Source organism: Polaromonas sp. DSP2-3-2b2, assembly GCF_049895905.1.
GTDB lineage: Bacteria > Pseudomonadota > Gammaproteobacteria > Burkholderiales > Burkholderiaceae_C > Polaromonas.
The window spans coordinates 51,682-63,307 of record NZ_JAFCTH010000009.1 but is presented as its reverse complement, the minus strand read 5'-3'; the positions used below and the strand labels follow the sequence as shown (position 1 = coordinate 63,307).

Sequence of the window (11,626 nt, the reverse complement as noted above, 5' to 3'; positions counted from 1 at the left end):
GTGAATAAGCGCCAGCCGATTGCGGGCGCCAGGGACGTGGCGCCCGCCGCATAATCCGCTCATGGAAACCAAATGGCTGGAAGATTTTGTCTCGCTTGCTGAAACCCGCAGTTTCAGCCGCTCCGCGCAACTGCGGCATGTCACCCAGCCGGCTTTTTCGCGGCGCATCCAGGCGCTTGAAGCCTGGGCCGGCAGCGACCTGGTAGACCGAAGCTCCTACCCGACGCGGTTGACACCGGCCGGCCAGACGCTCTACAACCAGTCGCTGGAAATGCTCCAAAGCCTGCAGTCAACCCGGGCGATGCTGCGCAGCCACACCTCGGCAGGGCAGGACTTCATTGAATTCGCCGTGCCGCACACGCTGGCCTTCACGTTCTTCCCGGCCTGGGTTAGCAGCCTGCAAGGCAAGTTCCGCCCGATCAAGAGCCGGCTGATCGCGCTCAATGTGCATGACGCGGTGCTGCGGCTGACCGAGGGCAGTTGCGACCTGCTCATTTCCTACCATCACGATTCCCAGCCTTTCCAGCTGGACCCGGGCCGCTATGACCTGGTGGTGCTGGGCCAGGAAGTGCTGGCGCCGTTTTGCCGGCCCAACGCCGCCGGCGAGCCGTTGTTTGGCTTGCCGGGGCGCGTCGGCCAGCCCTTGCCCTACCTGGGCTACGCGGCGGGCGCCTACCTTGGGCGCATCGTGGAGCTGATCCTCAAGCAGTCCAGCACCGCCATTCATCTGGACCGGGTCTATGAAACCGACATGGCCGAGGGCCTGAAGGCGATGGCGCTCGAAGGCCACGGCGTGGCGTTCCTGCCGCTGAGCGCAGTCAAGAAGGAGCTTCGGGCCAAAAAGCTGGTCAGCGCCGGCAGCCATCTGCGCATGACCATGGAGGTACGGATTTACCGCGAGCGACCCACCGCCAAGGCGCCCGCCAAGCCCCATGTCCAGGCCTTGTGGACCTATTTGCAGTCGCAGGCCAGCCCGAAAGCCGCTGCCGTGCCGCCCCCGGCCTTACCCGGCACTTGTTAGTGGCCTGAAACTTGCTGTAATCTGACATATGATGTCGCTCTTTCAAAGCGGCACCATTTTGGTTCTGCACAAGAATTTTCACCGCTTCCTGCCGTCTCCCCCGCCCCGGCCCGAGTCCAACAAGCCCGGGTAAACCTAGGTCGCGTCAAGCCGAGAATTCTCTAGACTGATTGTTTTATTCAAAGGAAACCTCATGAAACTCAAACTCGCTGCTTTAACCCTGGCGCTACTCGCTTCAGGCGCAGCTTTTGCTCAGGCGACCGATACCGTCGCCAAGGCCAAGGCTTCTGGTGTCGTCACCATGGGAGTTCGCGATTCTTCGGGCGCACTGTCCTATACCCTGGGTGATGGCAAGTACGTGGGTTATCACGTCGAGATCTGCCAGCGCATCATCGCCAACCTCGAAAAAGCGGCTGGCCGCAAGCTTGAGGTCAAGTACCTGCCGGTCACGTCGCAAAACCGGATTCCGCTGGTGCAAAACGGCACGGTCGACATCGAATGCGGCTCGACCACCAACAACGCAACCCGCGCCAAGGACGTCGCCTTCCTGCACACCACCTTTGTCGAGGAAGTGCGTATCGCGGTGAAAGCCAATTCCGGCATCAACTCGATTGCCCAGCTCGCCGGCAAGAACGTCGCCACCACGACCGGAACCACTTCGGTGCAGACGCTGCGCAAGAACGAGCGTGCCACCGGCGTCGACTTCAAGGAAGTCTACGGCAAGGACCATTCCGACAGCTTCCTGCTGCTGGAGTCGGGCCGCGCCGATGCGTTTGTCATGGATGGATCGATCCTGGCAGGCAACATTGCGTCCGCCAAGAACCCGGCCGATTTCAGGGTTGTCGGCGAAGTGCTCAGCGTCGAACCGATTGCCATCATGGTGCGCAAGGACGATGCGGCGCTGAAGAAGATCGGCGACGACACGATCGGTCAACTGATCAAGACCGGCGAGATGACCAAGCTCTACGACAAGTGGTTCATGCAACCGATTGCGCCAAAGAACACCCGTGTCGGTCTGCCCGCCAGCGACAGCGTCAAGGCGGCCTGGGCCATGCCGAATGACAAGCCGATGGAAGACTACGCCAAGAAGTAACACCTGCCACCAAGATCAGCAGACCCCGCTTGCGATTGCGCTGGCGGGGTTTGTTGTTTGACACGCGGAATTTTCATCAGGTAGCGAGCAACAACAGGCAGGAGTCACCATGACGTGGGATTGGAAAGTTTTTTTAAATGACGATGGCGGCGGACGCACCTACCTGGAGTGGATGATGACCGCCTGGGGCTGGACGCTGTCCGTGGCCATCGCCGCCTGGGTGGTCGCCATGCTGGTAGGCGCGCTGATGGGCACCTTTCGCACCCTGCCCAACAGCCCGTGGCTGGTGCGGCTGGGCAATGTCTGGGTCGAGCTGTTTCGCAACATTCCGCTGCTGGTGCAGATTTTCCTTTGGTACTTTGTCGTGCCCAAGATGTTTCCGGCCATGAAGGACGTGCCCGGTTTTGTGCTGGTGGTGCTGGCGCTGGGCTTTTTTACCTCGGCCCGCATCGCCGAGCAGGTGCGCGCCGGCATCCAGGCCCTGCCGCGCGGCCAGCGATATGCCGGCATGGCGCTGGGCTTTACCACCGTGCAGACCTACCGCTATGTGATTTTGCCGATGGCTTTTCGCATCATCATGCCGCCGCTGACCAGCGAGTCGATGAACCTGCTGAAGAATTCGTCGGTGGCGTTTGCGGTGTCGATTGCCGAACTCACCATGTTCGCCATGCAGGCGCAGGAAGAAACCTCGCGCGGCGTCGAGATCTACATCGCCGTCACTGCGCTGTATGCGATTTCCGCCTTTGCGGTCAACCGGCTGATGGCGCTGGTCGAAAAGAAAATGCAGATACCCGGCCTGGTCGTGGTGGGCGCCACCGGTGGAGGACACTGACATGTTCGGACTTGACCTGACCTTTCTGAGCTGGGACATCCTGTCCAAGTTCGTCATCAACGGCTTTTTGTTCAGCGTGCAGCTGACGGTCATTGCCACGCTGGGCGGCATCGTCCTGGGCACGCTGCTGGCGTTGATGCGCCTGTCGGGCAGCAAGCTGCTGGCGATTCCCGCCACCATCTATGTCAACGGCATGCGCTCGATTCCGCTGGTGATGGTGATCCTGTGGTTCTTCCTGCTGGTGCCGACCCTGATTGGCCGGCCCATCGGCGCGGAGCTTTCGGCCACCATCACCTTCATCGCCTTCGAGGCGGCGTATTTCAGCGAAATCGTGCGCGCCGGCATCCAGTCGATCTCGCGCGGCCAGGTGAACGCCGGCCGGGCGCTAGGCATGACCTACGGCCAGAACATGCGGCTGATCATCCTGCCGCAGGCCTTTCGCAACATGGTGCCGGTGCTGCTGACGCAGACCATCATCTTGTTCCAGGACACCTCGCTGGTCTATGCGATTGGCGCCTACGACCTGCTCAAGGGCTTCACCACCGCCGGCAAGATTTACGGCCGGCCTGAAGAGTCCTACCTGCTGGCGGCTGTGGTTTATTTCGTGCTGTGCTACAGCCTGTCCTACATGGTCAAGCGGCTCAACAGCCGGATTGCCATCATTCGCTAATGCCTTGCCCGACGCAGTAACACCCAAGAGAACATTGGAGAAGAAGATGATTGAGTTGAAGGAAGTTTCCAAATGGTACGGTGACGTGCAGGTGCTGAACAACTGCAGCACCCGCATTGAAAAAGGCGAAGTCGTCGTGGTGTGCGGGCCTTCGGGCTCGGGCAAATCGACGCTGATCAAGGTCATCAACGCGCTGGAGCCTTTCCAGAAGGGCCAGATTTTTGTTGATGGCCAGGCCGTGCATGAACCCAAGACCGACCTGCCCAAGCTGCGCTCCAGAGTCGGCATGGTGTTCCAGAATTTCGAGCTGTTTCCGCACCTGAGCGTGACCGAGAACCTGACGCTGGCGCAAATCAAGGTGCTGGGCCGCAAGCCCGACGAAGCCAAGAAGCATGGCCTGAAATACCTGGACCGCGTCGGCCTGATGCTGCACAAGGACAAGTTTCCCGGCCAGTTGTCGGGCGGCCAGCAGCAGCGCGTGGCGATTGCCCGGGCGCTGAGCATGGACCCGATTGCCATGCTGTTCGACGAGCCGACCTCGGCGCTCGACCCCGAAATGGTCGGCGAGGTGCTCGACTGCATGATGGGCCTGGCCACCGACGGCATGACCATGATGGTCGTCACCCACGAAATGGGTTTTGCCAAGAAGGTCGGCAGCCGCGTAATCTTCATGGATGTCGGCGGGAAAATCCTGGAAGACTGTTCAAAAGAGGAGTTTTTCAGCCATCCGGAAAACCGTCAGGAGCGCACCAAGGACTTCTTGAACAAGATCCTGTCGCACTGATCAATCCGTCTGCCGACTTGAAAAGCCCCTCGCGCAGGGGCTTTTTTCATGCGGTCCTGCAGCCGTCCGGGGAAGGGCCGGTGCGACAATTCAGCGCATGACTTCAGCCACCCTCACTCCTGCCACCTCGCTCACGATCACCCGGCCCGACGACTGGCACCTGCATGTGCGCGACGGCGAAGCCCTGCTCACCGTCGTGCCGCACACCGCCGCGCAGTTCGGCCGCGCCATCATCATGCCCAACCTGCGCCCGCCGGTGACCACCGCCGCGCAGGCGCTGGCCTACAAGGCGCGTATCGAGGCCGCCGTGCCCGAGGGCGTGGCCTTCGAGCCGCTGATGACGCTGTACCTGACCGACAACCTGCCGCCCGACGAAATCAAGCGCGCCAAGGACGCCGGCGTGATCGCCATCAAGCTCTACCCGGCCGGCGCCACCACCAACAGCGACGCCGGCGTGACCGACCTGCGCAAGGCCTACGCCACGCTCGAAGCGATGCAGCGCGAAGGCTTGCTGCTGCTGGTGCATGGCGAAGTGACCTCGCCCGACATCGACCTGTTCGACCGAGAAGCGGTGTTCATCGACACCCAGCTTGAACCGCTGCGCCGCGATTTTCCGGAACTCAAGATCGTTTTCGAGCACATCACGACCAAGGAAGCCGCGCAGTATGTGGCCGGGGCTGACCGTTTTCTCGGCGCCACGATCACCGCCCACCACCTGCTGTACAACCGCAACGCGATCTTCACCGGCGGCATCCGCCCGCATTACTACTGCCTGCCGGTGCTGAAGCGCGAAACGCACCGGCTGGCGCTGGTTGAGGCTGCCACGTCCGGAAATGCGCGCTTTTTTCTAGGGACCGACAGCGCGCCGCATCCGGCGCACCTGAAAGAGCACGCCACCGGCTGCGCGGGCTGCTACACCGCCCACGCGGCGATGGAGCTGTACGCAGAAGCGTTTGACGCGGCCGGCGCCTTGGGGCAGCTCGAAGCCTTTGCCAGCTTCAACGGCGCCGATTTCTACGGCCTGCCGCGCAATGCGGGCACGGTCACGCTGGTCAAGGAAAGCTGGACGCCGCCGGTGAGCTTTGCCTTCGGCGAGGCCGAACTCAAGCCGCTGCGCTCGGGGGAAAGCCTGCCGTGGAAACTGTTGGCTGAATGAGCGCCTTGCCCGAAAATGAGGCCGTTCCGTTCCCGCTGACGCCGCTGCCTGCACAAGCACTGGCTGGTATCGACTGGCATCCCGGCTGGCTTGGCGGCTGGCGTTCCACTGGCCAATTGGTGCAAGCTCAAATCCTGTCAGGCGCCACGGTGGCACAGGCGCTCAACGCGCTGGGCCGCGCGCCCGTCAGCTTCGTGCCGCAGTCGGCCTTGCCGCCCGGCATGGCTTACGAGCAGTTCATTTTCGAGCGCGGCGCCGTGCCCACCCGCGACAACCTGCACGATTTTTTCAACGGCCTGTGCTGGATGCGCTTTCCCGACACCAAGAAGCGGCTCAACCAGCTTCAGGCCGCCGAAATTGCCGCCGCCGGCGTGACTGCGTTGCGTGGCCCCGTGCGCGACGCGCTGACGGTTTTTGACGAGAACGCCGCCTTCCTGCTGGCGCCGCCGCCGCTCTGGGACGCGCTGGAGGCGCGCGACTGGCAGCGCCTGTTTGTCGGCCTGCGCCCGCTGTGGAAAGACGCGCAGCTGGTGCTTTTCGGCCATGCGCTGCTGGAAAAGCTCTGTTTTGCACGAAAACCGATCACCGCACATATCTACCGGGCACAACCAGCTATCGATTCAATAGCAGCGCTTGATGCCTGGGTGGCCGGTGACCTGAGCGCTGCCAAGCTCGCGGGCAAGCCTTTTTTGCCCTTGCCGGTGCTCGGCGTGCCCGGCTGGTGGCCCAGCAATGAGGACTTTTCCTTTTATGATGACCGTTCGGTTTTTCGCCCGCCCAATCAGGAAAAGATTCAGAAAAGTCTGGGTCTGAACCGGGCCATATTCCATACGGAAAAACTTGATTTGGGCTGAAAAATCCCCATTTCCTGCCGAGATATGCACAATTCGGGCATCTACCCGTGGTGCTCTTTCTTGCCCCCTGCCTTTATTCAACGCCTTCCGGAGAATCCATGAAACGCATCCTTTTGTTTATCCTGACCAACGTTGCCGTCGTGGCCGTGTTGGGCATCGTGGCGAGCCTGCTTGGCGTGAACCGCTTCCTGACGCCCAATGGCCTGAACCTGCCGATGCTGCTCGGCTTTGCGCTGGTCATCGGTTTTGGCGGCGCCATCATTTCGCTGCTCATCAGCAAGCCCGTCGCCAAATGGAGCGCCGGTGTGCGCGTGATCAACGGCGCCGAAGGCCCCCAGAATGCCGATGAAGCCTGGATTGTCGAGACGGTGCGCAAGCTGGCTGAAAAAGCCCAGATCGGCATGCCCGAAGTTGGCATCTTTGAAGGCGCTCCCAACGCTTTTGCCACCGGCGCGTTCAAGAACTCGTCACTGGTGGCCGTGACCACCGGGCTGCTGCAGGGCATGACCAAGGAAGAAATCGAGGCGGTGATCGCCCACGAAATTGCCCACATCGCCAATGGCGACATGGTCACCATGACCTTGATCCAGGGCGTGATGAACACCTTCGTGGTGTTTTTGTCGCGCGTGATCGGCTACGCGGTGGACAGCTTTTTGCGCAAGGGCGATAGCAACAACTCCGGCCCCGGCATCGGTTACTACGTCAGCACCATCGTGCTCGACATCGTGCTGGGCTTTGCCGCCGCCATCGTGGTTGCCTGGTTTTCGCGCCACCGCGAGTTCCGCGCCGACGCCGGCGCTGCGCAACTGATGGGCCGCAGGCAGCCGATGATGAATGCGCTGGCCCGCCTGGGCGGCATGCAGCCGGGCGAGCTGCCCAAGGCCGTGGAAGCCATGGGCATCACCGGCGGCATGGGCAAGCTGTTTGCCACGCATCCGCCGATTGAAGAGCGCATCGCGGCGCTGCAAAACGCGCAAGGCTGAGCGTCGAGAAGCGCTTGATTTAAGTAAAAAAGGCTGTTTGCGCAGTATCCACGGGCGAAAGCAGCTATTGAATCAGTAGCAAATAAGTGGCAAGGCCAGGACTTTTCAAAAGTCCTGGCCTTTTTTGTTGCTTCATCCCATAGCCGGCTTGACGTGCCGGCTTTTTCTCAAGGGGCTTCAGGCTTGTTGGCTGGAATGGGTTCGTCGGTGGATTCGGCTGGCGGTGCGGCTTCCTGCGCGCTGGCCTCTGCTTCTGCTGGCGCTGCAACGGCTTGCGCCGCTTGCGCAACACGCGACAGTTCCAGCGTCCGGGCCACTTCATCGGGGTTCATGCCGTACATGTCGGAGAACTCGGCGACGGTCTTGCCGCTGGCTTCGAACATCTTGCGCAGCGCGTCGCGCTTGGCGGCTTGCGCGGCCAGTTCGGCAAAGGCATCGTCGAGCAGGGCCACCGAAATATCGTCCTGCTGGCGAATGCACAGCAAATAGTCTTCCCGGCTCAGACCGGACGCTTCAATCGCCTCGATCAGCTGCGCGCGCGCATAAGGCCGCAAGTCCTGGTTCGAGCGCGCCTGGCGGCGGCGGAACACTTCCAGGATGGCGTGGTGGACATGCTCGGGCGCCACGGGCTCGACCGGCTCGCCCTGCAGGTTGTGGCGCGCATGGCCGGCGGCGACGCTCTCCAAGTAGCGGGTGGAGCGGGCGTGCAGGCCCAGCGCGACCTTCAGGTCTTCGCGCTTGAACAGTTCTGGGTGCAGCGCCAGCAAGTCCTGGTACACGCCCAGCTTGAGCGGCAGAAACTGCGCACCGAACATCTTCGGGTACAGATCAAACAGCTGTTTCAGGACCGGATGCACTTCGCGCGGCGCGCGGGCCTGGTTTTGAGGCTTTGCCGGTGCCCGGCCGCGACCGCCTTGCCGGCCCTGGCGTTGGGGCGGCGTTGTCGCTTCAGCAGGCGCAGGAGATGCTTCGGTTTCAGCCGGTGTGTTCAGGGTTTCGGTCATGGATCGCTTCTGTCAGGTTGAGGTTTGAACGGCGCCTTGGCGTCGCTCTGGAAAAAAGGTGCGCCGGGTGTTGCCCGGCGTTGCGGTGTGAAACCGTGAGGGCGAAGTATCCCCTATCCGCTCCGGCAGGGTGTTCAGACGCGGGCCAGCCGCGCACTTTCGGCGCCTTGCAGCATGCTGCGCGCCACCGCCTCGGCCACCTTGATGCCATCGACGCCGGCCGACAGGATGCCGCCGGCGTAACTGGCGCCTTCGCCGGCCGGGTACAGGCCGCGCACGTTCAGGCTTTGCATGTCGTCGCCCCGGCTCATCTTGATGGGTGACGAGGTGCGCGTTTCCACGCCCGTCAGCACCGCGTCGTGGCGGTCAAAACCCTTGATCTTCTGGCCAAAGGCGGGAAAGGCTTCGCGCATGGCTTCAATCGCGTAGCCGGGCAGGGCGGACGACAGGTCGCCCATCGCAACGCCAGGTTGGTACGACGGCATGACCTCGCCCAGTCCCGTGGAGGCTCGCCCGGCGACGAAATCGCCGACCAGCTGGCCGGGCGCCTCGTAGTTGCCGCCGCCCAGCACGTAGGCGTGCGATTCAAGCTGGCGCTGCAACTCGATGCCGGCCAAGGGGCTGCCCGGAAAGTCGCGCGGGTCAATGCCCACCACGATGCCGGCATTGGCGTTGCGCTCGTTGCGCGAATACTGGCTCATGCCGTTGGTCACGACGCGGCCGGCTTCCGATGTGGCAGCGACTACCGTACCGCCCGGACACATGCAAAAGCTGTACACCGACCGGCCGTTGCTGGCGTGGTGCACCAGCTTGTATTCGGCCGCGCCCAGCGATGGGTCGCCCGCGTGGCGGCCCCAGCGGGCGCGGTCGATCAGGCCCTGCGGATGCTCGACCCGGAAACCGATGGAAAAAGGCTTGGCCTCGACGTGCACGCCGCGTTCATGCAGCATGGCAAAGGTGTCGCGCGAACTGTGGCCCAGCGCCAGCACCACGTCGTCGGCGCGCAGCTCGTGGGTCTGGCCGGTCGCCTGGTCGAGCACCGTCAGGCCGCGAATGTGTTGGTTGTCAGCGCTGCCCTCGATCAGCACGTCGGTCACGCGCTGCTGGAAGCGGATCTCGCCGCCCAGCGCGATGATCTGCTCGCGCAGGTTCTCGACCACCTTGACCAGCTTGAAGGTGCCGATGTGCGGGTGCGCCTCAAACAAAATGTCGGCAGGCGCGCCGGCCTTGACGAACTCATTCATCACCTTGCGGCCCAGGTGGCGCGGGTCCTTGATCTGGCTGTAGAGCTTGCCGTCCGAAAACGTGCCGGCGCCGCCTTCGCCGAACTGCACGTTCGATTCGGGATTGAGCACATTCTTGCGCCACAGTCCCCAAGTGTCCTTGGTGCGCTCGCGCACGGTCTTGCCGCGCTCCAGCACGATGGGTTTGAAGCCCATTTGCGCCAGCACCAGCGCGGCAAAAATGCCGCAGGGACCAAAGCCGACCACGACCGGGCGCAGCGGCAGGCTGGCGGGCGCGCTGCCTACCGGGTGGTAGGCCATGTCGGGCGTGGGAAAGATGTGCGGATGGCCGGCGTGGCGGGCCAGCAGCTCGGCTTCGAGCGCGGCGCTGCTGAGCGCCACATCAACGATGTAGACCTGCATGATCACGGCCTTGCGCGCATCGAAGCTGCGCTTGAAGACCGTGAAACTCGCCAGGTCGCCGGCCGTGATGTCGAGTGTGTGAAGAAGAGCCTCTTGCAGCGCGTTTTCAGCGTGCGCGAGCGGGAGTTTGATTTCGGTCAGTCTGAGCATGGTCGTCCGGTTCGTGGCTTGTGGTTATCAAGCAAGAGGGCGATTTTAAAGGCTGGCGGAGCGCCTGCCGCTGAACCGTCAATCAGCGGCAGGAACAGGCGCATCAGACCGGGAAAAAGCCTTCGACCGACAAATAGCGCTCGCCGGTGTCGTAGTTGAAGCCCAGCACGCGGCTGCCCGCCGGCAGTTCCGGCAGCTTCTGCGCAATCGCCGCCAGCGTCGCGCCCGAGGAGATGCCAACCAGCATGCCTTCTTCGCTGGCCGAACGACGCGCCATTTCGCGGGCCGGTTCGGCATCGACCTGGATCACGCCGTCGAGCACGTCCATGTCGAGGTTTTTGGGAATGAAGCCAGCGCCAATGCCCTGGATCGGATGCGGGGCCGGCGCGCCGCCCGAGATGACCGGCGAGGCGGCCGGCTCGACGGCAAACACTTTGAGTTGCGGCCAAGCGGCTTTCAGCACCCGCGCGCAGCCGGTCAGGTGGCCGCCGGTGCCGACGCCGGTGATCAGCGCGTCGAGTCCGTCGGGAAAGTCGGCCAGGATTTCCTGCGCGGTGGTGCGGACATGGATGTCGATGTTGGCCGGATTGTCGAATTGCTGTGGCATCCAGCTGCCCGGCGTGGCGTCAACCAGTTCCATGGCGCGGGCGATCGCGCCCTTCATGCCGTTAGCGCGTGGCGTCAAATCAAAACTGGCACCATAAGCCAGCATCAGCCTGCGGCGCTCGACGCTCATGCTGTCGGGCATCACCAGCACCAGCTTGTAGCCCTTGACCGCCGCAACCATTGCCAGGCCGATGCCGGTGTTGCCTGAAGTCGGCTCGATGATGGTGCCGCCGGGCTGCAGGGCGCCCGATTTTTCAGCGGCTTCGACCATGGACAGTGCAATGCGGTCCTTGATCGAGCCGCCGGGGTTGGAACGCTCTGACTTGATCCACACCTGCGCATCGGGGCCGAACAGGCGGTTGATGCGGACATGGGGCGTGTTGCCAATGGTGGCGAGGATGCTGTCGGCTTTCATGGGGGCTCCCTTTCGTTTTCGATGAACAAAAGCACATTGTGGCGCACTGCCATAATGCAGGAGTGAAGCCTGCCAGACCGCCGCTGGTGCAATTTCCGAAAGGAAGCACTGGAGGAACGTCCGGACTGCACAGGACAGCGTAGGAGGTAATACCTCTCCACCGCGAGGTGAGGATCAGAGCAACAGAGACGAGCCGGTTTAGTCCGGGTGAAACGGGCAATCTCTACGCGCAGCAACACCAAATAGGCCAGCGTTGACGTGGTTCCGCGGAGCTGGCGGGTAGGTGGCACCGAGCCGGGCAGGCGACTCCCGGCCCAGATTAATGGCGGTCACACCGGGCCATCGCAAGATGACCCGGCGCACAGAATCCGGCTTATCGGCGGGCTTCACACTTTATTTTTAGCGCCAGGCG

General features: G+C 62.7%; 11 protein-coding genes and 1 other RNA gene. 9 read left to right on the top strand and 3 right to left on the bottom strand.

The features are described from left to right. Positions 1–61 precede the first annotated feature (61 nt). The 8 genes from ACP7AD_RS09800 to htpX all read left to right on the top strand — a co-directional run bounded on the left by ACP7AD_RS09800 (position 62) and on the right by htpX (position 7,393). Positions 62–1,021 carry a LysR substrate-binding domain-containing protein gene (locus ACP7AD_RS09800; protein WP_426146495.1) on the top strand — a complete coding sequence of 320 codons (960 nt, stop codon included), beginning with the start codon at positions 62–64 and terminating at the stop codon, positions 1,019–1,021. A 193-nt stretch (positions 1,022–1,214) separates the two neighbouring features. After that, the gene (locus ACP7AD_RS09795) at positions 1,215–2,114 is read left to right on the top strand and encodes an amino acid ABC transporter substrate-binding protein (RefSeq protein ID WP_426146497.1); all 900 of its coding nucleotides are present in this window, start codon (positions 1,215–1,217) and stop codon (positions 2,112–2,114) included. Between the two features lie 109 nt (positions 2,115–2,223). Further along, positions 2,224–2,946, top strand: coding sequence for an amino acid ABC transporter permease (locus ACP7AD_RS09790; RefSeq protein WP_426146499.1), 723 nt, complete (start codon positions 2,224–2,226; stop codon positions 2,944–2,946). Between the two features lies 1 nt (position 2,947). Continuing rightward, positions 2,948–3,616: an amino acid ABC transporter permease gene (locus tag ACP7AD_RS09785; RefSeq protein WP_426146501.1), complete on the top strand. Its 669-nt coding sequence runs from the start codon at positions 2,948–2,950 to the stop codon at positions 3,614–3,616. Between the two features lie 46 nt (positions 3,617–3,662). Beyond that, the gene (locus ACP7AD_RS09780; protein WP_426146503.1) at positions 3,663–4,400 is read left to right on the top strand and encodes an amino acid ABC transporter ATP-binding protein; all 738 of its coding nucleotides are present in this window, start codon (positions 3,663–3,665) and stop codon (positions 4,398–4,400) included. A gap of 97 nt (positions 4,401–4,497) precedes the next feature. Then, on the top strand, positions 4,498–5,556 hold the full coding sequence (pyrC, locus tag ACP7AD_RS09775; protein ID WP_426146505.1) for a dihydroorotase: 1,059 nt from the start codon (positions 4,498–4,500) through the stop codon (positions 5,554–5,556). Further along, complete coding sequence (locus tag ACP7AD_RS09770) at positions 5,553–6,410, top strand: DUF3025 domain-containing protein (RefSeq protein WP_426146506.1); 858 nt, start codon at positions 5,553–5,555, stop codon at positions 6,408–6,410. Before pyrC ends, ACP7AD_RS09770 begins: the two co-directional genes overlap by 4 nt. Before the next feature lie 98 nt (positions 6,411–6,508). Further along, positions 6,509–7,393, top strand: coding sequence for a protease HtpX (htpX, locus tag ACP7AD_RS09765; protein ID WP_426146508.1), 885 nt, complete (start codon positions 6,509–6,511; stop codon positions 7,391–7,393). Between the two features lie 167 nt (positions 7,394–7,560). On the opposite strand, the gene ACP7AD_RS09760 is transcribed toward htpX, so the two are convergent. The 3 genes from ACP7AD_RS09760 to cysK form a co-directional block, all read right to left on the bottom strand. Continuing rightward, on the bottom strand, positions 7,561–8,397 hold the full coding sequence (locus ACP7AD_RS09760) for a ProQ/FINO family protein (RefSeq protein ID WP_426146510.1): 837 nt from the start codon (positions 8,395–8,397) through the stop codon (positions 7,561–7,563). A gap of 134 nt (positions 8,398–8,531) precedes the next feature. Beyond that, positions 8,532–10,193 (bottom strand): NAD(P)/FAD-dependent oxidoreductase, encoded by a 1,662-nt coding sequence (locus ACP7AD_RS09755; RefSeq protein ID WP_426146512.1) that lies wholly within the window; start codon positions 10,191–10,193, stop codon positions 8,532–8,534. Positions 10,194–10,296: 103 nt separating this feature from the next. Further along, on the bottom strand, positions 10,297–11,214 hold the full coding sequence (cysK, locus tag ACP7AD_RS09750; protein ID WP_426146514.1) for a cysteine synthase A: 918 nt from the start codon (positions 11,212–11,214) through the stop codon (positions 10,297–10,299). A gap of 64 nt (positions 11,215–11,278) precedes the next feature. On the opposite strand from cysK, the gene rnpB reads away from it, so the two are divergent. Further along, positions 11,279–11,606, top strand: an RNA gene (gene rnpB, locus ACP7AD_RS09745) — RNase P RNA component class A. Positions 11,607–11,626 lie beyond the last annotated feature (20 nt).